We start from the raw sequence: 25,864 nt of genomic DNA on the forward strand, positions 1-25,864 counted from the left end.
GCGACCCATGGCCCTCATCAAAGAGATCGATTACGGCACCCCGATCCGCATATCGGAGCAGACCGTCACCCTCACTATCGACGGCATGAGCGTCACCGTTCCGGCCGGCACTTCGGTGATGGCGGCGGCGATGCATGCCGGCACGGCGATCCCCAAGCTCTGCGCCACCGATTCGCTGGAAGCCTTCGGCTCCTGCCGCCTCTGCCTCGTGGAGATCGAGGGGCGACGCGGAACACCCGCCTCCTGCACCACCCCGGCCGAGAACGGCATGGTCGTCTCGACCCAGACGGACAAGCTCGCCAAGCTCCGCAAGGGCGTGATGGAGCTCTACATCTCCGATCACCCCCTCGACTGCCTGACCTGTGCCGCCAACGGCGATTGCGAGTTGCAGGACATGGCCGGCGCGGTCGGCCTGCGCGACGTGCGCTACGGCTATGACGGCGCCAACCACGTCAAACCCTCCTCGGACCAGTACCTGGCCAAGGATACGTCGAACCCGTATTTCACCTACGATCCGTCGAAGTGCATCGTCTGCAATCGCTGCGTCCGCGCTTGCGAGGAGACGCAGGGCACCTTCGCGCTCACGATTTCGGGCCGTGGCTTCGACAGCCGCGTGGCTGCCGGCCCCACCGATTTCTTCAATTCCGAATGCGTGTCCTGTGGCGCCTGCGTCCAGGCCTGCCCCACGGCGACGCTTCAGGAGAAGTCGATCATCGAGCATGGTCAGCCGGACCATTCCGAGGTCACCACCTGCGCCTATTGCGGCGTCGGTTGCTCGTTCAAGGCCGAGATGCAGGGTACCCGCATCGTCCGGATGGTCCCATACAAGGACGGCAAGGCCAACGAGGGCCATAGCTGCGTCAAGGGCCGCTTCGCCTACGGTTACGCCACCCACAAAGACCGCATCACCAAGCCGATGATCCGCGACAAGATCACGGACCCCTGGCAGGAAGTGTCGTGGGAGGTCGCGATCGATCGCGCCGCGTCTGAGTTCAAGCGCATCCAAGCCAAGTACGGCAAGGATTCGGTGGGCGGCATCACCTCGTCACGCTGCACCAACGAGGAGGCCTACCTCGTCCAGAAGCTCGTGCGCGCCGCCTTCGGCAACAACAACGTCGATACCTGCGCCCGCGTCTGCCATTCGCCCACGGGCTACGGCCTGATGTCGACGCTCGGCACCTCCGCCGGCACGCAGGACTTCGCCTCGGTGGCGCATTCCGACGTGATCCTCGTCATCGGCGCGAACCCGACGGATGGTCACCCGGTCTTCGGCTCGCGGATGAAGAAGCGCCTGCGTGAGGGCGCCAAGCTCATCGTCGCCGATCCGCGCAAGATCGACCTGGTGAAGTCGCCCCATATCGAGGCCGATTACCACCTGCCGCTGAAGCCCGGCTCCAACGTCGCCTTCATCAACGCGATGGCGCACGTCATCGTCACCGAAGGGCTCATCGACGAGGCCTATGTCCGCGAGCGCTGCGATCTCGGCGACTTCGAATCCTGGGCTCGATTCATCGCCGAGGAGCGTCATTCGCCGGAGGCACAGGCCGACAAGATCGGCGTGAACCCCGAGGACATCCGGGGTGCCGCCCGCCTCTACGCCACCGGCGGAGCAGCCGGCATCTATTACGGTCTGGGCGTCACCGAGCACAGCCAGGGCTCGACCATGGTCATGGGCATGGCCAACATCGCCATGGCCACCGGCAATATCGGCATGCTGGGCGCAGGCGTGAATCCGCTGCGCGGCCAGAACAACGTCCAGGGCTCCTGTGACATGGGCTCGTTCCCGCACGAGCTGCCGGGCTACCGCCACGTGTCGGACGATGCTACCCGCGAGACCTTCGAATCCCTGTGGGGCGTCCAGCTCGACAAGGATCCGGGCCTGCGCATCACCAACATGCTCGACGAAGCCGTCGATGGCGCCTTCAAGGGCATGTACATCCAGGGCGAGGACATCGCTCAGTCCGACCCCGACACGCACCACGTCACCGCCGGCCTGATGGCGATGGAATGCATTGTCGTCCAGGACATCTTCCTGAACGAGACTGCGAAATACGCCCACGTTTTCCTGCCGGGCGCGTCGTTCCTCGAGAAGGACGGCACCTTCACCAATGCCGAGCGGCGCATCAGCCGCGTCCGCAAGGTGATGCCGCCGCTGGCCGGCTACGGCGATTGGGAGGGCACGATCCTGCTCTCCAACGCGCTGGGCTACCCGATGAACTACTCGCATCCCAGCGAGATCATGGACGAGATCGCCTCGCTCACCCCGAGCTTCAAGGGCGTGAGCTTCGCCAAGCTCGACGAGCTCGGCTCGATCCAGTGGCCGTGCAACGACGCCGCTCCCAACGGCACGCCGATGATGCACGTGGACCGGTTCGTGCGCGGTCTCGGCAAGTTCATGATCACCGAGTACGTGGCCACCGAGGAGCGCACCGGCCCGCGCTTCCCGCTCATCCTCACCACCGGCCGCATCCTGTCGCAGTACAATGTCGGCGCACAGACCCGCCGCACGGAGAACTCGCGCTGGCACGAGGAGGACGTGCTGGAGATCCACCCGTTCGACGCGGAGGTGCGCGGCATCGTCCACGGCGATCTGGTGGCCCTGGAGAGCCGTTCCGGCGACATCGCCCTCAAAGCGATCGTCTCCGAGCGCATGCAGCCGGGCGTGGTCTACACCACCTTCCACCACGCCAAGACCGGCGCCAACGTCATCACCACCGACTTCTCGGACTGGGCCACCAACTGCCCTGAGTATAAGGTGACGGCGGTGCAGGTGCGGCGGACCAACCGTCCGTCGGATTGGCAAGCTAAGTTCTTCGAGGAGGACTTCTCGCTCACGAGAATCGCGACGCAATTGAATGCTGCCGAGTGAACGGAACGATCTGAACGATAGCGACACGCCGGCTCCGACGAGCCGGCGTGTACCGACCCTGGTCGTGGCCTACGACGATCCCATGGCCCGCGAAGGGCATCGCGATCTTGCCGTCGAGATGCCCGTCAACCTCGTCTATGGCAGCGTGCCCTACGCGGTCATGATGACGACCCCGTCCGACCTCGTGGATTTCGCCTACGGTTTCAGCCTCACCGAGGGAATCGTCGAGTCCGCCGACGAGATCAGGTCCGTCCAGGTCGAGGACGGAGACGGGGGATTGCGTCTGATGGTCGATCTCGCACCGGGGCGGTTGCGCGAGCACCTTGCCCGGAAACGCGCCATTTCCGGGCGTACCGGATGCGGTGTCTGCGGGATCGACGACCTTGCGGCCCTGCCCAAGGCGGAGCCGCGTGCTCATGCTATGCAGGCGGTCGGGATCGAATCGATCCAGCGCGCCCTGCTCGAAATGGGCGATGCGCAGCTTCTCAACCACACGACCCGCGCCGTCCATGCGGCGGCTTGGGCGGATCCCGGGGGCAACCTTCTCGCCGTGCGCGAGGATGTCGGCCGGCATAACGGGCTCGACAAGCTGATCGGCGCGCTGATGCGGGAGCGGACCGACCCGCGCGAGGGGTTCGTCGTCATCACCAGCCGCTGTTCGTTCGAGATGGTCGAGAAGGCCGCGACCTTCGGTGCTGCGGTCCTGGTGGCGATCTCGGCCCCGACATCGCTGGCCATCGAACGGGCGCGCCTGCACGACATGACGCTCTGCGCCATCGCCCGGTCGGACACCCTCACGGTCTTCACCGGCCGGGAACGCCTTCTCCTTGCCGCCGAGCGCTAGAGGCGCGCGGCCCCCTTCACCCGTCGACCAGAGCCAGTCCCATGAGCGCCCTGACCACCAACGATAAGCTCGTCCGCATGGCGAACCAGATCTCCGGCTTCTTCCGATCCTATCCGGACGACGAGGCGGTCGCCGGCATTCACAAGCACATCGTCGCGTTCTGGACGCCGAAGATGCGCCGCGCCCTTGAAGCGCATGGCCCCACGGAGGGGAGCGGGCTCGATCCGCTGGCGTTGAAGGCGATCACGACTTCGCCCGACCAGAATGACAGCCCCATTCGGGCGGCCACTAACGATCCGCACCTCCAGGGTGCCGGCGCCAGCGACGCCGGCTGAACAGCGCTTTCGTGTCCGCGTGAGGATTAGGCGTCGAGCTTGCTTCGCTCGACGCCTTCGGTGGTCCGGTCGCTGTGGCGAGAAGGGCTAATCCGCCGGGCGGTCGCCTGCCTGATCCTTGTCGGTCGCTCCGGGAACCACCGTCGCGCCACCGATCACCCGAACGGCCTTCTTGTCCGCCGGGGGATCGCTCCAGGCCTGTGCCTTGCCGGGCGAAGTCTGAGGCGCCGGCCCGGCGTCGCGACGGGGCTGATTCGCGGCGGGTGTCGGCGGTTCGGCCTTCGGTTGCTCTACCGCCGCGACGGGGGGCTCGTCGCTTCGACGCTCGGGCGTCGTGTTCGCCGTGGACGGTGAAGGGGCTTCCGGCGCGAGCCGAGGCGCGGCCGGTTTCGTCGGCGGGGCCAATCTGGTGATTTTGCGGGCAGGTGGTGCTTCCGCCGGGCGTCGCGCGTCGCCGGTCCGGGCATCCGGGTTCAGGCCCAGCGGATTGCGGTCGGAGGGTTCGACGCGGGTGGTGGTCTCGGGGCGCGCCGCCACGTCGTAACGCGGTTGCCGGCCGATGCTATCTCCGTTCGGGATCCTTCCGGGAGGAACCAGCCGTTCGGCTTCGCGCATCGGTCGACGGGGCTGCTCGTCCGCCTCGGTCCAGCCATAGCCGGGCGCCGCCGGACGGGCGACCGGAATCGGTGCGGGCGGCAACGGTACGCCGAGCCGCTGACGGTCGAGAACGGCGCCGTCCCGAGCATCCACGAACAACCGGACCCTGTCGCCATAGGGGCCGGTCGCTTCGACGATATAGGCCCGGCCGTCGAATCGCGGCCGCGTCACCTCGGTGAAGCCCCGGTCGTTGAGGCGCCAGACCACGGCACGGGGGGGAAGGAACGGATCGGGCTCGTAGCCGTACTGTGCCTGGGCCGTGCCCGTCCCGAGAGCCGACAGGGTGATGAACCCCGCCAGCATGGTCAGGCTGATCGTATGGGAGCGCACAGGCGCCCTGCGGCTCGATTCCATGGTGCCTCGTCTCGATGAAGTGTCGTCGTTCCGTAGCCCACTGTTGGCGCAGGTCTAAGGAGGTCTCCGTGCGGTCCATCACCCCGCATGCCGCTTGTGCTTGGCAAGTCTTGTAGACTGCCCGAATGGGGCGGGAATACGGGTGAAGCGCGGCAAGTCTCGGGCGGCCCCGATCCGCCGCCATTGGGCGAGGGGGCGAGTGCCGTTCATAGGCTGCCGGGTGCCTCGGCTGGTCGCGGCGTCGCACGGTGCATCAAACCTGTCCATCGGGCACGCGAGCCTCTTGCTGGACCGTTTAAAATCTGTCACCTTCCGTAATTAGGACAGTACGGCTGTCCCATTTTTGGCGGGGCGTCCCCACGGCGAGTGATTGCCGGGGACGAAGTGCCTTCGAGGAACGTGGAAGGTCTGGAGCGGGTGTCGAATCTCACGAAAAAACGAGATTCCAAGCCGGTCGCCATCGCGGCGATCCGGGCCCGCACGGCTTGAATTCAAGCCGGCGCTGAGCCCGCGGAGAGCGGGCGCTTCCTCACCGAAGACCCTGCCCGAATCCGACCGCGTCGAGGACGGAGCCTGAGTGCCGGATGGCATTTGGGCATGAAACATGCTCGCATGCGGGCACGGACGAACGAGGCTGAGGGGTTATGAACATGGCCGCATCTGAGGTTGCCGGGGTCGTCCAGAACCCGATCCCCGCCACGCGGGACGGCGTCGCGCCGCTCGTCGTCCGCGATCACGCTCTCCCGCCCAAGCAGGGCCTCTACGATCCCGCCCGTGAGGGCGATGCCTGCGGCGTCGGCTTCGTGGCGGACATGCATGACCGGCGCACCCACGCCATCGTCGCGCAGGGGCTGCTCATCCTCGAGAACATCGACCATCGCGGCGCAGTCGGCGCCGATCCGAAGATGGGCGATGGCTGCGGCATCCTCACCCACATCCCTCATTTCCTCCTGAAGGAGGAATGCGAGGGCCTCGGCATCGCTTTGCCTGAGCCCGGCCATTACGGCGTCGGGCAGTTCTTCATGCCGAAGGACGAGGAAGGCCGCCGCATCGTCGAGGAGATCGTCGAGAAGGCCCTCCAGGACGAAGGGCTTCCTTTCCTCGGCTGGCGCGACGTGCCGGTGGATTCGAGCGACCTCGGTGTGCGCGTCAAGGAGACGGAGCCGCACCACAAGCAGGTCTTCATCGGCCGCCCGGCCGCGATCACGGACGAGGACGCGTTCGAGCGCCGTCTGTTCATCGCCCGCAAGGTCATCTCGAACAAGGTCTACGGCCTCAACGATCCGCGCGTGAAGGCCTATTACCCGGTCTCCGTCTCGACCCGTACCATCGTCTACAAGGGTATGGTTCTGGTCACGCAGCTCGGCCATTACTTCAAGGACCTGCAGGACGAGCGCTACGTCTCGGGCCTCGCCCTCGTGCACCAGCGTTTCGCCACCAACACCTTCCCGACCTGGCAACTGTCGCATCCCTACCGGATGGTCGCCCATAACGGCGAGATCAACACGCTGCGCGGCAACGTGAACTGGATGGCGGCGCGCCAGGCCAGCGTCGACTCGGATCTGTTCGGCAACGACATCTCGAAGCTGTGGCCGATCTCCTACGAGGGCCAGTCCGACACCGCCTGTTTCGACAACGCCCTCGAGTTCCTCGTGCAGGGCGGCTACTCGCTCGCCCATGCCATGATGATGCTGATCCCGGAGGCCTGGGCCGGCAATCCGCTCATGAGCGAGGAGCGCAAGGCGTTCTACGAATATCACGCCGCGCTGATGGAGCCGTGGGACGGCCCCGCCGCCGTCTGCTTCACCGACGGCCGCCAGATCGGCGCGACCCTCGACCGCAACGGCCTGCGCCCCGCCCGCTACATCGTCACGGAAGACGGCCTCGTCGTGCTGGCCTCCGAGATGGGCGTCCTGCCGATCCCCGACGAGAGCATCGTCGAATCCTGGCGCCTGCAGCCGGGCCGCATGCTGCTCATCGACCTGCAGAAGGGCCGCATCATCTCCGACGAGGAGATCAAGAGCGAGCTCGCGGCGGCCAATCCCTATGCGCAATGGGTGAAGAACACCCAGATCGTGCTGGAAGACCTGAAGCCAGTCATCCCGCGTGCCTCGCGTTCGGATGTGTCGCTGCTCGATCGGCAGCAGGCGTTCGGCTACAGCCAGGAAGACCTCAAGCTGCTGATGGCGCCCATGGCCGTCACCGGCCAGGAGGCGGTCGGCTCGATGGGAACCGATACGCCGCTCTCGGCTCTCTCCGACAAGCCCAAGCCGCTCTACACCTACTTCAAGCAGAACTTCGCCCAGGTCACCAATCCGGCGATCGACCCGATCCGCGAGGAGGCCGTGATGAGCCTCGTCTCGTTCATCGGGCCGCGCCCGAACCTGCTCGACATGGAGGGCGCCTCCCGCAAGAAGCGCCTCGAGGTCCGTCAGCCGATCCTGACCAACGGCGATCTGGAGAAGATCCGCTCGATCTCGCATTTCGAGGATCGCTTCGACACGAAGACCCTCGACATCACCTTCCCGGCCGAATCCGGCGCCGTCGCCATGGAAGGTGCGGTCGACCGGCTCTGTGACCGGGCCGAAGCGGCGGTGCGCGGCGGCTACAACATCATCATCCTGACCGACCGCGGCGTCGGCCCGGATCGCATCGCGATCCCGGCCTTGCTGGCCACGGCGGCGGTGCACAACTACCTGATCCGCAAGGGGCTGCGCACCTCGGTCGGTCTCGTGGTCGAATCCGGCGAGCCGCGCGAGGTGCATCACTTCGCCTGTCTGGCCGGCTACGGCGCCGAGGCGATCAACCCCTATCTCGCCTTCGAGACCGTGATCGCGATGAAGGCCGAGTTCCCGCCGGATCTCACCGACGACGAGATCGTCTACCGCTACATCAAGTCGATCGATAAGGGCCTGCTCAAGGTCATGTCCAAGATGGGCATCTCGACCTATCAATCCTATTGCGGCGCTCAGATCTTCGACGCGATCGGCCTGAACTCGTCCTTCGTCGCCCGCGACTTCTTCGGGACGAAGACCACGATCGAAGGCATCGGCATGGCCGAGGTGGCCGAGGAGACCGCCCGTCGTCACGCAGACGCGTTCGGCGATGCCCCGGTCTTCCGTCACGCCCTCGATGTCGGCGGCGAATATGCCTACCGCCTGCGCGGCGAGAGCCATACCTGGACGCCGGATTCGGTGGCGACCCTGCAGCACGCGGTGCGCCTCGGCCTGCCCGAGCGCTACCGCGAGTTCGCCCGGCTGGTGAACGAGCAGGAGAACCACCTCAAGACCATCCGCGGCCTGTTCCGGATCAAGCAGGCGGCCGAGCTCGGCCGGGCGCCCGTGGACATCTCCGAGGTCGAGCCGGCGGTGGACATCGTCAAGCGGTTCGCCACGGGCGCGATGTCCTACGGCTCCATCTCGAAGGAGGCGCACGAGACCCTCGCCATCGCGGTGAACTCGTTCGGCGGTCGCTCGAATTCGGGTGAGGGCGGCGAGGAGGTCGAGCGGTTCAAGCCGATGGCCGACGGTCGCTCGCGCCGCTCGGCGATCAAGCAGGTGGCCTCCGGCCGCTTCGGCGTGACGACGGAATATCTCGTCAATGCCGACATGATGCAGATCAAGGTCTCGCAGGGCGCCAAGCCCGGCGAGGGCGGCCAGCTGCCCGGCCACAAGGTCGATGCCAAAATCGCCAAGGTCCGTTACGCCACCCCCGGCGTCGGCCTGATCTCGCCGCCGCCGCATCACGACATCTACTCCATCGAGGACCTGGCCCAGCTCATCTTCGACCTGAAGAACGTGAACCCGGCGGCCGACGTGTCGGTGAAGCTCGTGTCCGAGGTCGGTGTCGGGACGGTCGCCACCGGCGTCGCCAAGGCGCGCGCCGATCACATCACGATCTCGGGCTTCGACGGCGGCACCGGCGCCGCGCCGCTGACCTCGATCAAGCATGCGGGCGGGCCATGGGAGACGGGTCTCGCCGAGACCCAGCAGACCCTGGTGCTCAGCCACCTGCGTGGTCGCGTCGTGCTGCAGGCCGATGGCGGCATCCGCACCGGCCGGGACGTGCTCGTCGCGGCCCTGCTCGGCGCCGACCAGTTCGGCTTCTCCACCGCGCCGCTCATCGCGGCCGGCTGCATCATGATGCGCAAGTGCCACCTGAACACCTGCCCGGTGGGCGTGGCGACGCAGGACCCCGTCCTGCGCAAGCGCTTCAAAGGCACGCCGGAGCACGTGGTGAATTACTTCTTCTTCGTGGCGGAGGAGTTGCGCGAGCTAATGGCGGCGATGGGCTACACCAAGCTCGAAGACCTCATCGGCCGCTCGGACTTCCTCGACACGCTGGAGGTCATCAACCACTGGAAGGCGCGTGGCCTCGATTTCTCGAAGCTGTTCCATCGCCCCGATGTCGGCCCCGATGTAGCGATCCGCCATACGGAGAAGCAGAAGCATCCGATCGACACGGTGCTCGACCGTCGCCTGATCGAGGGCGCCAAGGCGGCCATCGAGAGCGCCGAGCCGGTGGTGCTCAACGAGGTGATCCGGAACTCGGACCGCACCGCGGGCGCGATGCTCTCCGGCGTCGTCGCCAAGCGCTACGGCCATGAGGGCCTGCCCGACGACACCATCACGGTGAACCTCGCCGGCACCGCCGGCCAGAGCTTCGGGGCATGGCTCGCAGCCGGCATCACCGTGGTTCTCACGGGCCACGCCAACGATTACGTCGGCAAGGGGCTGTCGGGCGGCAAGCTGATTATCCGGCCGAGCGACGCGCTGCGGTCGCCCGCCGGGCGGACGATCATGGCCGGCAACACGGTGCTTTACGGGGCCATCGCGGGCGAATGCTACATCCGCGGTTCGGCCGGCGAGCGCTTCGCCGTCCGCAATTCCGGCGCCATCACCGTGGTCGAAGGCATGGGCGACCATGGCTGCGAGTACATGACCGGCGGCGTCGTGGTGTCCATCGGCGAGACCGGGCGCAACTTCGCGGCCGGCATGTCGGGCGGCATCGCCTACGTGCTCGATGCGGACGGTTCGTTTGCCGCCCGCTGCAACCTTTCCATGGTCGATCTCGAACCCGTCGAGGAGGAGGACGACGTCATGCGCCGCTTCCACCAGGACGGCGACCTCGAGACCAAGGGGCGCGTCGATATCCTCGCCGACATGTCCGGCCATGACGAGGAGCGCCTGAGCCAGCTCATCACCAATCACCTGAAGTACACGGGTTCCCCGCGTGCCAAGGCGATTCTGGAAGACTGGGCCGGCTACCGCACCAAGTTCGTGAAGGTGATGCCGGTGGAATACCGTCGCGCCCTGCGCGAAATGGAGATGGCGCGGATGCCGGTGGCGGCGGAATAGCGAGGAGACGTCGGATCGGGTCCGATCCGACGTCGTCGAGGGGATCGATGCGGACGCTCGTTTCGCGTCGGACCGTGCCTGAGGAGAAGGGACTCATGATCGAACGGAGGATCAAGCTTCATCGCGAGGGGCACGAGCAGACTATCCGGCTCCCGGATGAATTTGCTCTGCCCGGCGACGAGGCGATTCTCCGCTGGGAGGCGGGCCGTCTGACGCTCGAAGCCGTCGCACGGCCTTCCCTCCTGTCGACCCTTTCGCGCCTCTTGCCCCTGGATGACGCATGGCCCGAGAGCGAGGACCGACTTCCGGAGCCGGTTGATCTCTAGTGCGCTACCTGCTCGACACGAACATCCTGTCGGCCCTCGTTCGCGCTCCCAATGGGCTCCTGCGAGAGACGATTGTGCGGGTGGGGGAGTCGAACGTCTATACGAGTGTGGTGGTGGCCTCGGAACTGCGTTTCGGTGCTGCCAAGAAAGGATCCGAACGCCTGACCCGGCAGGTGGATGCGGTTTTGGGTGCGATCACCGTCGCATCCCTCTCCGTGCCCGTCGATCACACCTATGGCGAACTGCGCCGACTTCTCGAGGCGGCTGGAACACCAATCGGAGCGAACGACCTGCTGATCGCGTCGCACGCGATTTGGGATGGCAGTGTATTGGTGACGGACAATGTCGGTGAGTTCTCGCAGGTGCCGATGCTCGACGTCGAGAACTGGTTAAGACCGTAGCGAGCTCGCTCGCGAAAGAAGAATCGGTCTCCGCTCCGTGCGGAGCGCTTTGGGTGAGTGGGGCTTTAGGTCATGGGCAAGATCACGGGTTTCCTCGAGTTCGACCGGCAGGAGCAGAAGTATCAGCTCGCAGCCGACCGCGTGCGGCACTTCCGCGAATTCACGCTGCCCCTCGACGAGCACGACCTGAAAAAGCAGGCCGCGCGCTGCATGGATTGCGGCATCCCGTTCTGCCATGGGCCGACCGGGTGCCCCGTGCACAACCAAATTCCGGACTGGAACGAGCTCGTCTTCCAGTCGGATTGGGAGGAGGCCGCGCGCAACCTCCACTCCACCAACAATTTCCCGGAATTCACCGGCCGCGTCTGCCCCGCGCCGTGTGAGGAAGCCTGCACCCTGAACCTCGAGAACCAGCCCGTCGCGATCAAGACGATCGAGCAGGCCATCGCCGACCGCGCCTGGAACAACGGCTGGGTGAAGCCGGAAATTCCCGCCACCCGCACCGGCAAGAAGGTCGCCGTCATCGGCTCGGGGCCGGCAGGCATGGCTGCGGCGCAGCAGCTCGCCCGTGTCGGCCACGACGTCCATGTCTTCGAGCGTGAGCCGAAGGCTGGTGGTTTGCTGCGCTACGGCATCCCCGACTTCAAGATGGAGAAGCGCCATATCGACCGGCGCGTGAAGCAGATGGAAGCGGAGGGCGTGACCTTTCATTACGGCGTCAATGTCGGCGTGACGAAGCCGCTCGACGAGCTCACCGCAGAGTTCGACGCGGTGCTCTTCGCCGGCGGCGCCGAAGACCCGCGCAACCCGCAGCTTCCCGGCCAGGATCTCGCCGGCGTGCATTACGCGATGCCGTTCCTCGTCCAGTCGAACCGGCGTGTCGGTGCCGAGCCGATGCCGGGCAACGGTGAATTGCCGATCCTCGCCACCGCCAAGAACGTCGTCGTGATCGGCGGCGGCGATACGGCGTCCGATTGCGTCGGTACCTCCTTCCGCCAGGGCGCCCTGTCGGTGACGCAGCTCGACATCCGGCCGCGCCCGCCCGAGCGCGAGGACAAGCTCTCGGTCTGGCCCTATTGGCCGACCAAGATGCGGACCTCCTCGAGCCAGGCAGAAGGCGCCGAGCGCGAGTTCCAGGCCGCGACGCTGCGCCTGGAAGGCAACAAGAAGGGCAAGCTCACCGGCGTGGTCTGCACCCGCGTCGACGAGAAGCGCCAGCCCGTTCCCGGCGGTGAGTTCACCCTGCCGGCCGATCTGGTGTTCCTCGCCATCGGTTTCGCCGGTTCGGTCCGTAAGGGCCTATTGGAGGAATCCGGCGTGGTCATGGACAAGCGCGGCAACGTCACCGCCAACGAGCTCGATTACCGGACGTCCAACGAGAAGATCTACGCCGCCGGCGACATGCGCCGTGGGCAGTCCCTCGTGGTCTGGGCGATCCGTGAAGGCCGTCAGGCGGCGCGTTCCATCGACGAGGCGCTGATGGGATCGAGCGTCCTGCCGCGCTGAGCTCGCAATCCGGGGCCGGCTTTATGCCAGGCCCCGGCGACTGGATCTCTTCTCGAACTCAGTGCCGCCACGCCGGGCTCAGCCCGGCGGCCATTTGAAATCGTCGGCCCGGCCCGGCTGTGGCATCGGCGCAGAGCCGCGCTGAAGCACCCGCTCCACGTTCCCCGATGCGTCGCCATCGCGCGGCCGTCCGCTGATGAGCGTGCCGCCGGGGGTCACTTCGGCGCGGCCGAGGGGAATGACCGGGCCAAACGCGGGCTTCACCGGCAAGGCGGGAATGCCCGGAGGCTCAGGCAGGCTCGGCAGCATCGCGGTGATCTGGCGGTCGATCGCGGCGGTATCGTCGAGCTTCGGTGTCTCGCCCTCGAGTAGGGGCCCGGGGACCGTCGCCACGGGCGCGACGGCCGGCGCCTCGGTGGGGTTCGTGCCCATGAGACGCTTAAGTTCGACGTCGGCGAAATGCGCGACCTTCCGGGCGCCCGCCTTGGTGAAATGCACGCCGTCCGACGTCCGGAGCTTGGCTTCCTGCCCCTCCAGGTCGGGGCCGGTCATAGTGAAGCGGTTGCGGTCGTCGACGAAGCCCGGCCAGATGTCGACATAAGTCCCGCCCGCCTTGGCGACCCGGTCACGGATCAGGTCGTTGATCGACGCGATGTCTTTCGTCAGTGGCTCGCTGCGCATGGGCGGCGCGCCGACCCAGATGAAGGGGATCTTCTGGTTGGCGAAGACCTTGGCCAGGGCGTCCACGCGGTCGCGGTAGATCTCGCGCCAGCGCTCCGTCCCCGGCTCCACATTCTCCGTCCCATCGCGGATGGGCTGCCGGTCGTTCGCGCCCAGCATCACCACCGCGTAGGCCACCTTCGGGCTCGTCTTGAGGAAATCCTCCGCCGCCTTGGGCCAGTCGACCACGTCCTTCCGGACGAGGCCGCTATCGGCCTTCGAGCGGTCGAGGATCGCCACATCGGCATTGTCCTCGAACACGTCGTCGAGGCCGCGGCCGAGATAGCTCGCGAGCGAATCGCCGAACACCGCGATGCGGATCGACGGCTCCGCCTTGGGCTGGACCGGCTTCGGCTGGGCGATCACCGGAGCGGGACGCGGCCGCCTCGTGTAGGAGCGCTGACTCTCGCCGATGGTCGGCGGCCGCGGCCGGGTTGGTCGGGCCGATGGCACGGGTGCGGGGGTCGGCTGAACCTGCTGAGGGCGATCCTCCCAGGGCCAGTAGAACTGGCGCGGTGCCTCCTGAGGGGGAGGGGTGTAGCGCCGATTGGCCTGGCGCGCGCCGTAATCACCCTCCTCGCGGGGGCGGCGGCGCGGCGCATAATAGGAGTCGCCGCGAGGGGTATCGTAGGAATCCCCCCACTGGGCCACGGCGGACGGGCTCGACGAGAAGAGCGGGGGCGTCGCGAGAAGTGCGAGGAGACAGGCACGACGGACGGCGTCCTTCACCCGTCCCGCGATGGTCGCCCCGTTCGGTATGGTCTTGACGGTCCTTGGTGCCACGCTGCGACCTGCCTGCTGATCGTCGAAGGACGAGACCGCGCCATCCTATCCGACGATCGGCCCCGCGTCTAAATCCGCTTCACGAGGCGGAGCATCAGGGGCGCGCCGTGATGTGTTCGAGGAGAGCGGGCGTGGCATAGCCGTCGGCCACCAGACCTTCCTTGATCTGATACCGGCGGACCGCTTCGCGCAGCTTCGGTCCGGCGCGGCCGTCGGCGTCGCCGGTATAGAGGTCGCGGGCGGCGAGGCCCTTCTGCAGCGCCTGGAGCCCCGCCTTGTCGAGGCGAGCCGCGCTCGTCGGCCAGGGTGCTTCCAAGGCCGGTCCGCCGGCGAGCCTGTCGGCGAGGTGCCCGACGGCGAGCGCGTAGGAATCCGAGGTGTTGTAGCCTCGGATGACCTCGAAATTGTCGGTGATCAGGAAGACCGGGCCGCCCGATCCGCCGGGCAGGAACAGGCTCGCCGCTCCCGATGCCGGCAGGGCCTCGCCATCGATCCTGCGAACGCCGCGCTTCTCGAAGTCCGACAGGTCCGCGCGATACTTCGTCAGGTCGAAGCCGCCGGGAAGCGTCACGGCATAGCCCCACGACAGGTCGCGGTTCCAGCCGAGCGTTTGAAGATAACCGGCGATGGAGGCGAGGGCATCGGCCTCGGAGCGCCAGATGTCGCGGTGGCCATCCCCGTCGAAATCCATCGCATGTTTGAGGAAGGTCGATGGAAGGAACTGGGTCTGGCCCATGGCGCCGGCCCAGGATCCCTTCATTGCCTCCGGCGCGATGTCGCCGCGCTGAAGGATGGTCAGGGCGTCGAGGAGTTCGTTGCGAAACAGCGCCCCACGAAAACGCGCCTGCGCCAGGGTCGCCAGGGCGCGGATGGTCGGGACGGTCCCGCCGCTCGCCCCGAAATCCGACTCGACCCCCCAGAAGGCGAGGACGATCCAGCGAGGCACGCCGGTGCGCGCTTCGATCGCCGACAGGGTGCCGGAGAGACGCGCCGCCTGGGATCGCCCCTTGGCGATCCGCCCGGTCGACACCGCACCGACGAGATAGTCCCAGACGGGGCGTCCGAACTCCCCTTGAGCGGTGGTTTTGGCGAGAATGCCGGGGTCGGGGGAGGATACGCCACGAAAGGCCGCATCGAAGGTCGCCGCGCTGACCCCACGTGCCTCCGCATCGGGCCGCAGGGCATCGATGAAGCTGCGGAACGATGCGTTGGCCGCCATGTCGGGTTTCGCGATTGCGGGGACCCGGACAGCGTCCTGTGCCCTGCTCTCGGTCGCCAACAGGACGCAGAGGGCGAGGGCGGCGCGAAGGAGCGTTGTCATAGCCGGTTGCGCCGGGCCAGCGACTCTTCCCACGCGAGGGCCTGGGCCACGATCCCATCGAGGTCGTCATGGCGCGGGCGCCATCCCAATTCGTCGCGGATCCGGTCGGCCTTCGCCACGATCTGCGCCGGGTCTCCAGGCCTGCGCGGCGCCAGCCTCACCTCGAAGTCACGGCCCGACATGCGCTTCACCACTTCGATCACCTGGAGGACCGAATAGCCGCGCCCGTAGCCGCAATTGAGCGTCTTGCTCTCGCCGCCCGAGCGCAGATGCGCGATCGCCACGCAATGGGCATCGGCGAGGTCGGACACCTGGATGTAGTCGCGCAGGCACGAGCCGTCGGGGGTGGGGTAGTCCGTGCCGAACACATCGAGATGGGCGCGCCGGCCGAGTGCCGCCTGCGTGGCCACCTTGATGAGGTGGGTGGCGTCGCTTGCGGATTGACCGCTGCGCCCACGCGGATCGGCCCCGGCGACGTTGAAATAGCGCAGGATGACGTAGCTGAAGCCGTGGGCCTTGGCCGCGTCGGCGATCATCCACTCGCTCATCAGTTTCGAGCGGCCGTAGGGGTTGATCGGCGCGGCGACGAGGTCCTCCGGTACCGGTACGATCTCGGGCTCGCCATAGACGGCGGCGGTGGAGGAGAAGATGACGTGCTTCACCCCACCCGCGACGGCGGCCTCAATGAGCGACCTGGTCTTGACCGTGTTCGCCAGATAGTAGCCGAGCGGGTCCGCCACCGATTCCGGCACCACGATCTTGGCGGCGAAATGCGCCAGCACGTCGATCCCGTGCTCGGCGATGACCTGCTTCACCAGGGCCTGATCCGCCACGTCGCCCACCACAAGGGTCACCTCGGGGGGGAGCACCCAGTCGAAACCGGTGGACAGATCATCGATGACGACGACGTCCTCATGGCCCGCATCCAGCAGCGCCAGCACCATGTGGCTGCCAATATATCCTGCGCCGCCCGTCACCAGAATCGCCATGGCCCCACTTCCATTCCCGCCGACTTCGCGGAAGATATACCTCAAACACTCCGTGTGATCATGCGGCGCGTTAGGCTGAGTTGGGCGTGGAAATGGTTTTGTTCTTGCTCGCGCCATCACGACAACGTGCTATCGTCCTCCGCCTCCGGGTTGTTCCCACCGCATTTTAAGAGACCGGGTCCCGCTTGATGAAACCGATTCGTAAAGCCGTCCTGCCTGTCGCAGGGTTGGGTACCCGCTTCCTGCCCGCCACCAAGGCCGTCCCGAAGGAAATGCTCACCGTGGTCGACCGGCCGGTCGTCCAGCATGTGGTGGACGAGGCGCGCGAGGCCGGGATCGAGCATTTCATCTTCGTCACCGGACGCGGCAAGGCCGTGATCGAGGACCATTTCGACATCGCCTTCGAACTCGACCGCATGCTGCAGGAGCGCGGCAAGGAAGCGATCTACGAGGAGTTGAAGCGTGATCTCCCGGCCGCCGGGCAGACGAGTTTCACCCGCCAGCAGGCTCCCCTCGGCCTCGGCCATGCGGTCTGGTGCGCCCGCGAGATCGTCGGCGACGAGCCCTTCGCGGTGCTGCTGCCCGACATGCTGAGCAAGGGCTGCATGCAGCAGATGCTCTCGGCCTACGAGCGTCATGGCGGCAACGTCATCGCCGTGGAAGAAGTGAAGCCGGAAGAGACGCACCAGTACGGTATCGTCGGCGTCGGCGAGACCTACGGGCAGACCTTCGAGATCAACGGCATGATCGAGAAGCCCAAACAGGGCACCGCCCCGTCGAACTTCATCATTTCCGGGCGTTACATCCTCCAGCCGGAGATCTTCTCGATCCTGGAGCATGGCGAGAAGGGGGCGGGCGGCGAGATCCAGCTCACCGACGCCATGATCAAACTCGCCGAGAAGCAGTCCTTCTTCGGCATGCGCTACGAGGGCCGGACCTACGATACCGGTTCCAAGCTCGGCTTCCTGACGGCGAACATCGCCTACGCGCTGGAGCGCAAGGATTTGGCCGAGCCGCTGAAGGCCGAAATCGCCCGCCTGCTCCGCGAAATGTGAGGTGAAACGGAAGAGACCTGCAAGCTGCGCCGTATGGTGCAGCGGACGCGGGCGGGGCATGCGCGGTGTGCAGCCTTTCGACGGCGAAACACTCTTGCGTTTTGTGCGGCGCACTTTACTTTGTGCATTGCGAGATCGCGATGGCGTCGCGGTCCCGCAGCCCTTCTTGGGCGTTTCCTCCCTAGACTTCGGGCCGCTCTTCGGAGCGGCCTTTTTTCTTGGGCGATCCATTCTTCGATGGGGTTGGGCTTCGGTGGGGTCGGGCTCAGTGCAGCCGTTCAGGCGCGCTCGAACCCTGGATGGACGGGGGCCGAAAGTCCGGGCCTATTCGGCCGCCATTCTGCGCGGCGTGAGGCTGTCCATTTCCTCGGCGACCGCCTTCACCACCTCGCGCAGCATCCAGACCAGATCGGCGAAGCCCTGCGTGACCGCGAGGGTGGTCTCGTTCATGTAGAGACCGCGATTGATCTCGATCTGAAGCGCGTGACGCCCGATATTCGGCTCGCCGTAATGCTCGGTGATGAAGCCGCCCGCATAGGGCTTGTTGCGCAGGGTGCGGAAGCCGCGCGCGTGCAAATGATATTCGAACGCCGCGATCAGGGCCGGCGTGCAGCTCGTTCCGAACCTGTCTCCCAGAACGAAATCGGCCTTCGAATCCTCCTCCCGCAGCAGGCTCGATGACGGCATCGAGTGGCAATCGATCAGGATGGCGTGGCCGAAGACGCGGGCCGTGCGCTGGACGAGACCGCGCAGGGTGCGGTGATACGGCTTGTAGAGTTCCTCGATCCGCGCGACCGCCTCCTCGACGGGAAACCGGCCGCGGTAGATTTCCTGACCGTCGGCGACCACCCTCGGCACCGTGCCGAGGCCGCCGGCCACCCGCATGGACCGCGTGTTGGCGAAGGGCGGGAGGCGCCCGTCGAACATGCGTGGGTCGAGTTCGTAGGGCTCGCGATTCACGTCGAGATAGGCCCGCGGGAAGTTCGCGCGCATCAGCGGCGCACCGAGATCGACCACGGGCGCGAACAGCCTGTCGACATAGGCGTCTTCCGAGCGCCGGAGCGCCAACGGGTCGAGGCGTGACGCCGCCAGGAAGGCCTTCGGGTAGACCGCACCGGAATGAGGCGTGTTGAACACGAACGGAAGCGTGTGCTCCCTCGGCTCGTCAATGGCGAAGGGTGGCGCGAAATCTCCTGGATTCGCTGCATCCCGGCGGAGGGTCGGCTCGGTCATCGCGGCGTGGGCGCCCAGGGGCTGACGGGGAAACGCATGAGCGCACTCTGCGGTGCGCGACGGGGCGTGTCCACTGTGGCACGACCTGTCGCGAGACGAACGTTGTGCCCCTGTGCACGTGGCCCGGCCACCGATCTCAACACCTTGTTTACCAAGTCTGCGCTTTATGAAATGAACTCAGCGACTCACGGGTGCGGGACACCGACAGATGAAGATCCTCCTGGCCGAAGACGACAACGACATGCGCCGCTTCCTGGCCAAGGCGTTGCAGAATGCCGGCTATGACGTGCTGTCGTTCGACAACGGCCTGTCGGCCTATAACCGGCTGCGGGAGGAGCCGTTCGAGCTGCTCCTCACCGATATCGTGATGCCGGAAATGGACGGGATCGAACTGGCCCGCCGCGCCACCGAACTCGATCCGGACATCAAGGTGATGTTCATCACGGGTTTCGCGGCCGTCGCCCTCAACCCAGATTCGAAGGCTCCGAAGGACGCGAAGGTCCTGTCCAAGCCTTTCCACCTGCGCGATCTCGTCAATGAGGTCGAGAAGCTGCTGGCCGCCTGAGACGGGACGTGCTCCCCGGCCCGACGACGGCTCTGTAACAGGACGGTGTCTTGTCGGTAGGAAGGTGACGGTCGTTCCCCTATATGCTGAGGGGAGCGAAGCGGGACGTCAGCAAACCATGCCTCCGGTGACCATCTACACGACAGCCTGGTGCCCTTACTGCACCGCCGCCAAGACCTTGCTTCGGGAGAAGGGCGCTTCCTTCACCGAGATCGACGTCGAGAAGATCGCGGGCTCGCGCCTCGCCATGACCCAGCGTGCCGGCGGCCGGACCAGCGTGCCGCAGATCTTCATCGGCGAGACGCATGTGGGTGGTTGCGACGACCTCTACGCGCTCGACCGGTCGGGCAAGCTCGATCCGCTCCTGTCGGCGCCGGCTGTGCAATCATGAGCGACGCTCCATCGACGGGACAGGACAAGACGGAGCCCCGCTTCGTCGCGGCCTGCGTCCAGATGCGGTCCGGGCGCGATCCCCTCGCCAACCGCGATGCCGCCGTCGCCCTGGTGCGAGAGGCCGCGTCCCAGGGGGCTCACTACGTACAGACACCGGAAATGACCTCCCTGGTGGAGCGGGACAAAGCCAGCCTGTTCGCCAATGTGCGCGAGCAGGACGAGGACGTGACCCTCGCCGCCCTGCGCGATGTGGCCCGCGAGCGCGGCATCGTCGTCCATGTCGGCTCGCTGGCCGTGCGGAACGGCGACAAGATCGCGAACCGCGCCTTTCTCATCGATGCGGACGGGGCAATCACCGCATCTTACGACAAGCTCCACCTCTATGACGTGGACCTTCCCAACGGCGAGCGCTGGCGCGAATCCAACACCTATACCGGCGGGGCCTGTGCCGTCGTCGCAGAGACGCCCTGGGCGCCCCTCGGAATCGCGATCTGCTACGATCTGCGTTTCCCTGCCCTGTACCGGGCTCTGGCGGAAGCCGGGGCGACGATCCTCAGCGCGCCGGCCTGTTTCACCAAGCAGACGGGCGAGGCCCATTGGCATGTCCTCCACCGCGCCCGCGCCATCGAGACCGGATCGTTCATGATCTCGGCCGCCCAGGGCGGTCGCCACGAGGACGGCCGCGAGACCTACGGCCACTCCATCATCGTCGATCCCTGGGGCAAGGTGCTGGCGGATGCCGGCGGGGCCGAGCCCGGCGTGATCCTGGCCGAGATCGACCTTGCCCGCGTTACCGAGGCAAGGGGGCGGATCCCCGCCCTCAAACACGCGCGCCCCTTCACGGTCGAGCGCGTCGGGCGGGCTGGGTGACCATGCGTCCGGTCCAATCCCGCCCATGATCCGCTACACCCTCGTCTGCGAGAACGGACACGATTTCGAGGGCTGGTTTCGATCGAGCGATTCCTATGACGCTCAGGCGGCGGACGGCCTCGTGGCCTGCCTGGCCTGCGGCTCGACCAAAGTCGCGAAGGCCATGATGGCACCGGCCCTGGCGAAAAGCGTCGCATCGGTGCCGGACGAAAGCCGCTCGACTGTCGAACCTCCTGCGAGCGCGTCCGTTGCCGTGCCTTCGGCGGACGTGCCGGTGATGGCCGAGCCGGAGCGGCAGTTGCGCGCGTTGATGCGTGCCATGCGCGAGCACGTGACCCGGACGGCCGATAATGTCGGCCCCCGTTTCCCCGAGGAGGCCCGCCGCATGCATTACGGCGAGGCCGAGTCCCGGCCGATCTACGGCGAAGCGAGCCCCGCCGAGGCGCGCGCGCTGGTGGAGGAGGGCATCGACGTGGCGCCGCTCCCCTCATTGCCGGGCGACCTCAACTGAGAGGTCGGCCCCGTCTCGCTACCGCTTGAGGGCCGCGGTTCCGGCGATGGAGGCCAGGACGGAGGCGATCGCCGCATTCCAGCCGGCCAGCGAGATGCCGAGGAAACGCCAGGCGGCGGTGGAGCAATCGGCGACCCGCGTCGCCTTCAGGGTGTCGAGGAAATCGCCGACATCGCTGGGATTGGCGCCGCTGCCGCCGCCGCAATCGGACGGGCCGGCCCAGAACGCCCATTCGGCGCCCGCGTGATAGACACTGAGGCCGGCCCCGTAGAGCAACCCGAGGGCGGCGATTCCGAGGATCAGCCGGGTCAGGCGCTCTGGCGTGAACAGGGCCAGAAGGGCCAGCGGGATCGCCGCGTAATAGGGTAGCCGCTCTGTCAGGCACAGCTTGCACGGCACGTAGCCGAGGACCCACTGAAAATAGAAGGCGCCCGCGATCGCCAGTGCGGAGCCAATCAGGACCGCCAGCGCGGCCCGGCGAAGACGGAGAAGTGTGGTGTAATTGATCACAGCAGCACCTTGAACAGGACGAAGCCGAGGATGATGACGGCCACCGTGATGGCCGCGACGACGTTCAGATGCCGGTCGAGGACGGCGCGAATGGATACGCCGTAGCGCTTCAGAAGCCCAGCGAGCAGGAAGAAGCGCGCCCCCCGGGTGACGAGCGAAAGCAGGACGAACCAGAACAGGTCGTAATGGGCGAAGCCCGAGGTGATCGTCACCAGCTTGAACGGGATCGGCGTGAGCCCCTTCAGCAGGATCACCCAATGCCCGTATTGCGCATAGGAGGCCTGAAAGCTCGCTGCCTTCTCGTTCAGCCCATAGAGCGAGAACAGCCAGACCCCGATGGAATCGTAGAGCAGCGCGCCGATCGCGTAGCCGAGCAGCCCGCCGGCCACCGACGACAGGGTGGTGATCGTCGCGTAGAGCCAGACCTTGTCGGGCCGGCTCACCGCCATCGGCACCAGCATCACGTCGGGGGGGACCGGAAAGAACGAACTCTCCGAGAACGCCACCGCACCGAGCGCATAGGGGGCCGACGGCTTGCCCGCGAGCGCGAGTATCCACTCGTAGAGGCGGCGGATCATGAAGGGCTTCTATCCGAAAGGGGAGGGCGCGAGGCCCTTTGAGCACAACCCGGCCGGACTTGCGAGCCGGAACCGTCGCTTCGGCACCCGGCGGCAAAACCCCTCTGGCCGTCCGCGCGAACCTGTGCCATGAGGCGGATGTTGCGGGCGTGGTGGAACTGGTAGACGCGCCGGACTCAAAATCCGGTTCTGGTGACAGAGTGTCGGTTCGATTCCGACCGCCCGCACCATTCGCCCCGGCGACGCGGCCCGTGAGCCAGTGCCGGGCAGCCCCTACCTCGATTCTAGGAATTGACGGATCCAGCCGCCGACGCGGGGAGCATCGCTCTCGCCGCGCAGCGAGGCGACGGCCGCCGCCTGAAACGCCTCGTCGTGGAGCAGACTGGGCCGATGCCCGGCAATCAGAGCCGTGGCGTAATCGGTCTCGAATTCCGGATGGACCTGGAACGAGATCGCCCGGCGTTGCGGGTAAGACAGGATGCCGTAGGGCGTGAAGGCACTGCCGCCCAGAACGCGCGCGTCCGAAGGGGGAACGATCACCTGATCCTGATGGATCGCCGGGACCGAGACGCGGCGCGCGTCGTCCATCCACTCCGCGCGTTCGAACACGTCGTAGGTGTGGAGGCCGATGCCCCAGCCCTTGGCCGATTTCTCCACCGTGCCGCCGAAGGCCGCCGCCATGATCTGATGGCCGAAGCAGAGGCCGACGAGCTTGGCGCGCCCGTCGACCTCGCACAGGAAGCTCTTGAGCGGTGCGATCCAAGGCAGGTCGTCATAGACGCCCGCCGCCGATCCCGTCACGACGAACGCGTCGAACGCCTCGGGAGCGGCGGGAAACCGCCCCTCCGCCACCGGGAAGGTGGTCACCTCGGCAGGGTCGCCGAGGAGCCGCTCCACCATGCGGCCGTAGGACGGGTAGGTCTCGGCCAGGCGAGCGGGCGGTGCGCCCGCCTCGATGATTCCAATCTTCATCGCCGCCTTATGGCCAAGCCCCGCCCGTGATGCGAGCCCCCGCCCCTCAGATAACCGGATCGAGCGTCGCGGCGGGACTAGCCGGCACCGGCTTCGCCAGGAAATGCGAGGCGGCGACCGCGACCACCATCACGGCCAGGAAGATCGCGAAGATCACTGGGTTGAAGACGACCAGGGCGATGAAGCAGATGCCGGCCATGGCCAGGGCGAAGGCGGGGGCGACGGGGAAGAACGGCGCCCGGTAGGGACGGGCGAGGTCGGGCTCGCTGCGGCGCAGCTTGAACAGGGCCGCCATGCTCATGCCGTACATCACCAGCGCACCGAACACCGCCATGGTGACGATGCTCGCGGTGAGGGACTGGCCCGCGATCTCGATGAGGTTGTCGCTGTAGATGGCGGCGATGCCGACGAGGCCGCCGGCCACCGTCGCCACATGCGGGGTCTGGAAGCGGGGGTGCACCTTGGCGAGGAAACCGGGCAGGTAGCCGGCGCGGCCGAGGGCGAAGATCTGGCGCGAATAGCCCATGATGATGCCGTGGAACGACGCTACGAGGCCGAACAGGCCCAGCCAGACCAGCATGTGCAGCCAGCCGCTCGACTCGCCCACCACCGTCTTCATGGCCTGGGGCAGCGGGTCGTTGAGGTTGCTCAGAGTGCGCCAGTCGCCCGAGCCGCCGGCGAAGATCATCACGCCGAAGGCGAGGACGGTGAGCGTCAGCACGCCGGTGATGTAGGCGATGGGGATCGTGCGCTTGGGGTCCTTGGCCTCTTCCGCCGCCATGGCGACGCCCTCGATGGCGAGGAAGAACCAGATCGCGAAGGGAATGGCCGCGAACATGCCGCCGATTGCAGCGAGGCTGAAAGTGGATTCGCCGGCCCAGCCGTGGGCCGCGAAATTGGAGAAGCTGAAGGCGGGGGCGACCACGCCCATGAAGACCAGCAACTCGCCCACCGCCAGGATGGTCACGAACAGTTCGAACGTGGCGGCGATCTGCACGCCGACGATGTTGAGGGTCATGAAGATCAGGTAGGCGCCGAGCGCCGCGTGTTTCGGGTCGAGGCCCGGAAACTGGACGTTGAGATAGGCGCCGATGGCCAGCGCGATGGCGGGGGGCGCGAAGACGAACTCGATCAACGTGGCGTAGCCGGCGATGCAGCCGCCGACGGGGCCGAAGGCGCGACGGCTATAGGCGAAGGGGCCACCGGCTTGCGGGATGGCCGTGGTGAGCTCGGTGAAACTGAAGATGAAGGCGACGTACATCGCGGCGATGAAGGTCGTCGTCACCAGGAAGCCGAGGGTCCCGGCGCTGGCCCAGCCGTAGCTCCAGCCGAAATACTCGCCCGAGATCACGAGGCCGACGGCGATACCCCAGAGATGGAACGCGTTCAGGCCCTTATGCAGGCCGGTGGATTCGCTTTGCATAGTGGCTTCCCGTCGTCGGCGAAGGCTGCCGTCGGGATATGGCCAAGCAAGAGTTTTGCCGCGCGCGGAATGTCGGGTTGAAAGTCCGTATCCGTCTTCATGCCGCCGTGGCGCGGGTGCGCAGGCGGGGCGTCTCCTTGGGGCGGATGTCCATGGCGTTGCCGCGCCAGACGATGGCGCTCTGCATCCAGGCGCTCACCCACATGACGGGGAGGATCGCGTCGCGCAGGAGGAAGGCGAGGAGGAGCCGGGGCGAGCGGTGCCACCCGGCGCGGGCGGCGAGGGCGTATTCGGCCCCGTACCAGAGCATCGCCATGGCGACGACGCTGGCCACGACCGGGAAGGTGGGGACGCAGAGAGCCGCGATCGCGAAGGGCAACACCGCGCCCAAGCCGATCTCGGGCCCGAAGAAATGCGGGAAGGTGACGCGGCGCAGGCGCGCCCAGCGCACCTGCCGCGACCAGACCTCGCGGAACGTCCGAAATCCGAGGGGCTGGTCGAAGGGCGAGGCCACGAGATGCACCCGCTTGCCCGCCGCGCGGACGAGTTTGGTCGCTGCCGCATCCTCGGCGATCTCGGCGGCGAGTGCCCGGATGCCGCCATGCCCGTCGAGGAACGGCTTGTGCCAGAGCATGCTCTTGCCCTGGGCGAAGCCGAGGCCGAGACTCTCGCCGGTATATTGCCAGCGCGCCTGAAGCGTGTTGAGGAAGGCGCATTCCAGTTCGGCGAAGAAGCCGTTCGGCCGCGCTCCGATGGGCGTCGAGCAGACGAGGCCCGTATCCGGCCGCCACGAGGCCTGCAGCCGCTGCAGGTAGTCCGGCGGCATCAGGACGTTGGAATCGGCCAGCACCACCCATTCGTGGCGGGCCGCCTCCCAGCCGCGCACGCAATTGTTGAGCTTCGGGTTGTCGCTGATACGCTCGTCGCCGACCATGAGCTTCGCCGGCACCGCCGGATGGGACGCCATGAGGCGATGCAGGAGCGGCACGATGGGATCGCGGCCGTCGGCGACGCAGAAGATCAGCTCGTAATCCGGATGGGCGAGATGGAAGCCGCGCTCCAGCATCTCTTCGCTGAACGCTTCGAGGCCGCAGACCGGGCGCACGAGGGAGATGGGTGCCGCGCTCGGGAAGCTCGGCGTGCCGCGGGTGCGGCCGATGCGCCATGCGGCGATGGCGATGCTGAGACAATTGACCAGGGTCAGCGCGGCACAGAGCGAGAGCGCGACGATCGCGCCGGTCTCGATGCTGCCGATCATGCTGCGCTCCCCCGGGGCATCCGCCGTCTGACGG

At 66.7% G+C, this 25,864-nt stretch carries 21 protein-coding genes and 1 tRNA gene; 12 read left to right on the forward strand and 10 right to left on the reverse strand.

The window, feature by feature from the left end; all coding sequences use genetic code 11:
• The first annotated feature begins 7 nt into the window (after nt 1-7).
• From fdhF to ASF26_RS18010, 3 genes are read left to right on the forward strand one after another with little or no spacing between them, the layout of a single operon-like run.
• Nucleotides 8-2,869: a formate dehydrogenase subunit alpha gene (fdhF, locus tag ASF26_RS18000; RefSeq protein WP_056257139.1), complete on the forward strand. Its 2,862-nt coding sequence runs from the start codon at nt 8-10 to the stop codon at nt 2,867-2,869.
• Entirely contained in the window at nt 2,856-3,713 is an 858-nt protein-coding gene (gene fdhD, locus ASF26_RS18005; protein WP_056257142.1) for a formate dehydrogenase accessory sulfurtransferase FdhD, read from the forward strand. Before fdhF ends, fdhD begins: the two co-directional genes overlap by 14 nt.
• A 41-nt stretch (nt 3,714-3,754) precedes the next feature.
• The gene (locus ASF26_RS18010; protein ID WP_056257145.1) at nt 3,755-4,048 is read left to right on the forward strand and encodes a formate dehydrogenase subunit delta; all 294 of its coding nucleotides are present in this window, start codon (nt 3,755-3,757) and stop codon (nt 4,046-4,048) included.
• 87 nt (nt 4,049-4,135) lie between these two features.
• Here ASF26_RS18010 and ASF26_RS18015 read toward each other — a convergent pair whose 3' ends face one another.
• Entirely contained in the window at nt 4,136-5,059 is a 924-nt protein-coding gene (locus ASF26_RS18015; protein ID WP_056257149.1) for a hypothetical protein, read from the reverse strand.
• A gap of 644 nt (nt 5,060-5,703) precedes the next feature.
• Here ASF26_RS18015 and gltB point away from each other — a divergent pair.
• The 3 genes from gltB to ASF26_RS18035 all read left to right on the forward strand — a co-directional run bounded on the left by gltB (nt 5,704) and on the right by ASF26_RS18035 (nt 12,649).
• On the forward strand, nt 5,704-10,416 hold the full coding sequence (gene gltB, locus ASF26_RS18020; RefSeq protein WP_056257151.1) for a glutamate synthase large subunit: 4,713 nt from the start codon (nt 5,704-5,706) through the stop codon (nt 10,414-10,416).
• Between the two features lie 325 nt (nt 10,417-10,741).
• A complete protein-coding gene (locus tag ASF26_RS18030) occupies nt 10,742-11,143 on the forward strand; it encodes a type II toxin-antitoxin system VapC family toxin (RefSeq protein ID WP_056257155.1) in 402 nt (133 codons plus the stop codon).
• Between the two features lie 72 nt (nt 11,144-11,215).
• The gene (locus ASF26_RS18035) at nt 11,216-12,649 is read left to right on the forward strand and encodes a glutamate synthase subunit beta (protein WP_056140607.1); all 1,434 of its coding nucleotides are present in this window, start codon (nt 11,216-11,218) and stop codon (nt 12,647-12,649) included.
• A gap of 78 nt (nt 12,650-12,727) precedes the next feature.
• Here the strand turns inward: ASF26_RS18035 and ASF26_RS18040 are convergent, their stop codons facing one another.
• The 3 genes from ASF26_RS18040 to galE all read right to left on the reverse strand — a co-directional run bounded on the left by ASF26_RS18040 (nt 12,728) and on the right by galE (nt 16,462).
• Nucleotides 12,728-14,098: an SGNH family hydrolase gene (locus ASF26_RS18040; RefSeq protein ID WP_056257157.1), complete on the reverse strand. Its 1,371-nt coding sequence runs from the start codon at nt 14,096-14,098 to the stop codon at nt 12,728-12,730.
• A 148-nt stretch (nt 14,099-14,246) separates the two neighbouring features.
• The gene (locus tag ASF26_RS18045) at nt 14,247-15,371 is read right to left on the reverse strand and encodes a lytic murein transglycosylase (RefSeq protein ID WP_244475980.1); all 1,125 of its coding nucleotides are present in this window, start codon (nt 15,369-15,371) and stop codon (nt 14,247-14,249) included.
• 98 nt (nt 15,372-15,469) lie between these two features.
• Entirely contained in the window at nt 15,470-16,462 is a 993-nt protein-coding gene (galE, locus tag ASF26_RS18050) for a UDP-glucose 4-epimerase GalE (RefSeq protein WP_056257165.1), read from the reverse strand.
• 188 nt (nt 16,463-16,650) lie between these two features.
• Here galE and galU point away from each other — a divergent pair, with 188 nt between their 5' ends.
• Nucleotides 16,651-17,517, forward strand: a complete 867-nt coding sequence (gene galU, locus ASF26_RS18055) for a UTP--glucose-1-phosphate uridylyltransferase GalU (RefSeq protein WP_056257168.1) — start codon at nt 16,651-16,653, stop codon at nt 17,515-17,517.
• 324 nt (nt 17,518-17,841) lie between these two features.
• Here the strand turns inward: galU and ASF26_RS18060 are convergent, their stop codons facing one another.
• Nucleotides 17,842-18,750, reverse strand: a complete 909-nt coding sequence (locus ASF26_RS18060; RefSeq protein WP_056257173.1) for an N-formylglutamate amidohydrolase — start codon at nt 18,748-18,750, stop codon at nt 17,842-17,844.
• A gap of 208 nt (nt 18,751-18,958) precedes the next feature.
• Here ASF26_RS18060 and ASF26_RS18065 point away from each other — a divergent pair, with 208 nt between their 5' ends.
• From ASF26_RS18065 to ASF26_RS18080, 4 genes are all read left to right on the forward strand, one after another.
• Nucleotides 18,959-19,315 (forward strand): response regulator, encoded by a 357-nt coding sequence (locus ASF26_RS18065; protein WP_003603128.1) that lies wholly within the window; start codon nt 18,959-18,961, stop codon nt 19,313-19,315.
• Nucleotides 19,316-19,433: 118 nt separating this feature from the next.
• On the forward strand, nt 19,434-19,706 hold the full coding sequence (gene grxC, locus ASF26_RS18070; RefSeq protein ID WP_056140619.1) for a glutaredoxin 3: 273 nt from the start codon (nt 19,434-19,436) through the stop codon (nt 19,704-19,706).
• Nucleotides 19,703-20,578 carry a carbon-nitrogen hydrolase family protein gene (locus ASF26_RS18075; protein ID WP_056257176.1) on the forward strand — a complete coding sequence of 292 codons (876 nt, stop codon included), beginning with the start codon at nt 19,703-19,705 and terminating at the stop codon, nt 20,576-20,578. Before grxC ends, ASF26_RS18075 begins: the two co-directional genes overlap by 4 nt.
• Nucleotides 20,579-20,603: 25 nt before the next feature.
• On the forward strand, nt 20,604-21,089 hold the full coding sequence (locus ASF26_RS18080; RefSeq protein WP_056257181.1) for a DUF1178 family protein: 486 nt from the start codon (nt 20,604-20,606) through the stop codon (nt 21,087-21,089).
• Between the two features lie 18 nt (nt 21,090-21,107).
• Here the strand turns inward: ASF26_RS18080 and ASF26_RS18085 are convergent, their stop codons facing one another.
• Complete coding sequence (locus tag ASF26_RS18085; RefSeq protein WP_056257184.1) at nt 21,108-21,599, reverse strand: disulfide bond formation protein B; 492 nt, start codon at nt 21,597-21,599, stop codon at nt 21,108-21,110.
• Complete coding sequence (locus ASF26_RS18090) at nt 21,596-22,177, reverse strand: YqaA family protein (protein WP_056257187.1); 582 nt, start codon at nt 22,175-22,177, stop codon at nt 21,596-21,598. Before ASF26_RS18090 ends, ASF26_RS18085 begins: the two co-directional genes overlap by 4 nt.
• A gap of 143 nt (nt 22,178-22,320) precedes the next feature.
• On the opposite strand from ASF26_RS18090, the gene ASF26_RS18095 reads away from it, so the two are divergent.
• Nucleotides 22,321-22,407 (forward strand) — tRNA-Leu (locus tag ASF26_RS18095).
• A gap of 43 nt (nt 22,408-22,450) precedes the next feature.
• Here the strand turns inward: ASF26_RS18095 and ASF26_RS18100 are convergent.
• The 3 genes from ASF26_RS18100 to ASF26_RS18110 form a co-directional block, all read right to left on the reverse strand.
• Complete coding sequence (locus ASF26_RS18100; RefSeq protein WP_056257190.1) at nt 22,451-23,149, reverse strand: glutamine amidotransferase; 699 nt, start codon at nt 23,147-23,149, stop codon at nt 22,451-22,453.
• Nucleotides 23,150-23,195: 46 nt separating this feature from the next.
• Nucleotides 23,196-24,572, reverse strand: a complete 1,377-nt coding sequence (gene eat / locus ASF26_RS18105) for an ethanolamine permease (RefSeq protein ID WP_056257194.1) — start codon at nt 24,570-24,572, stop codon at nt 23,196-23,198.
• Between the two features lie 97 nt (nt 24,573-24,669).
• Nucleotides 24,670-25,830 carry a ceramide glucosyltransferase gene (locus ASF26_RS18110; protein ID WP_056257565.1) on the reverse strand — a complete coding sequence of 387 codons (1,161 nt, stop codon included), beginning with the start codon at nt 25,828-25,830 and terminating at the stop codon, nt 24,670-24,672.
• Between the last annotated feature and the right edge of the window lie 34 nt (nt 25,831-25,864).

It is taken from the genome of Methylobacterium sp. Leaf93, assembly GCF_001422345.1.
Taxonomy (GTDB): domain Bacteria; phylum Pseudomonadota; class Alphaproteobacteria; order Rhizobiales; family Beijerinckiaceae; genus Methylobacterium; species Methylobacterium bullatum.

Bases quoted from the DNA above. Each gene is read 5' to 3' on its own strand.
- fdhF (WP_056257139.1), top strand. From the start codon at position 8: ATGGCCCTCATCAAAGAGATCGATTACGGCACCCCGATCCGCATATCG.
- fdhD (WP_056257142.1), top strand. From the start codon at position 2,856: ATGCTGCCGAGTGAACGGAACGATCTGAACGATAGCGACACGCCGGCT.
- ASF26_RS18010 (WP_056257145.1), top strand. From the start codon at position 3,755: ATGAGCGCCCTGACCACCAACGATAAGCTCGTCCGCATGGCGAACCAG.
- ASF26_RS18015 (WP_056257149.1), bottom strand. From the start codon at position 5,059: ATGGAATCGAGCCGCAGGGCGCCTGTGCGCTCCCATACGATCAGCCTG.
- gltB (WP_056257151.1), top strand. From the start codon at position 5,704: ATGAACATGGCCGCATCTGAGGTTGCCGGGGTCGTCCAGAACCCGATC.
- ASF26_RS18035 (WP_056140607.1), top strand. From the start codon at position 11,216: ATGGGCAAGATCACGGGTTTCCTCGAGTTCGACCGGCAGGAGCAGAAG.
- ASF26_RS18045 (WP_244475980.1), bottom strand. From the start codon at position 15,371: ATGGCGGCCAACGCATCGTTCCGCAGCTTCATCGATGCCCTGCGGCCC.
- galE (WP_056257165.1), bottom strand. From the start codon at position 16,462: ATGGCGATTCTGGTGACGGGCGGCGCAGGATATATTGGCAGCCACATG.
- galU (WP_056257168.1), top strand. From the start codon at position 16,651: ATGAAACCGATTCGTAAAGCCGTCCTGCCTGTCGCAGGGTTGGGTACC.
- ASF26_RS18060 (WP_056257173.1), bottom strand. From the start codon at position 18,750: ATGACCGAGCCGACCCTCCGCCGGGATGCAGCGAATCCAGGAGATTTC.
- ASF26_RS18065 (WP_003603128.1), top strand. From the start codon at position 18,959: ATGAAGATCCTCCTGGCCGAAGACGACAACGACATGCGCCGCTTCCTG.
- grxC (WP_056140619.1), top strand. From the start codon at position 19,434: ATGCCTCCGGTGACCATCTACACGACAGCCTGGTGCCCTTACTGCACC.
- ASF26_RS18075 (WP_056257176.1), top strand. From the start codon at position 19,703: ATGAGCGACGCTCCATCGACGGGACAGGACAAGACGGAGCCCCGCTTC.
- ASF26_RS18080 (WP_056257181.1), top strand. From the start codon at position 20,604: ATGATCCGCTACACCCTCGTCTGCGAGAACGGACACGATTTCGAGGGC.
- ASF26_RS18090 (WP_056257187.1), bottom strand. From the start codon at position 22,177: ATGATCCGCCGCCTCTACGAGTGGATACTCGCGCTCGCGGGCAAGCCG.
- ASF26_RS18100 (WP_056257190.1), bottom strand. From the start codon at position 23,149: ATGAAGATTGGAATCATCGAGGCGGGCGCACCGCCCGCTCGCCTGGCC.
- eat (WP_056257194.1), bottom strand. From the start codon at position 24,572: ATGCAAAGCGAATCCACCGGCCTGCATAAGGGCCTGAACGCGTTCCAT.
- ASF26_RS18110 (WP_056257565.1), bottom strand. From the start codon at position 25,830: ATGATCGGCAGCATCGAGACCGGCGCGATCGTCGCGCTCTCGCTCTGT.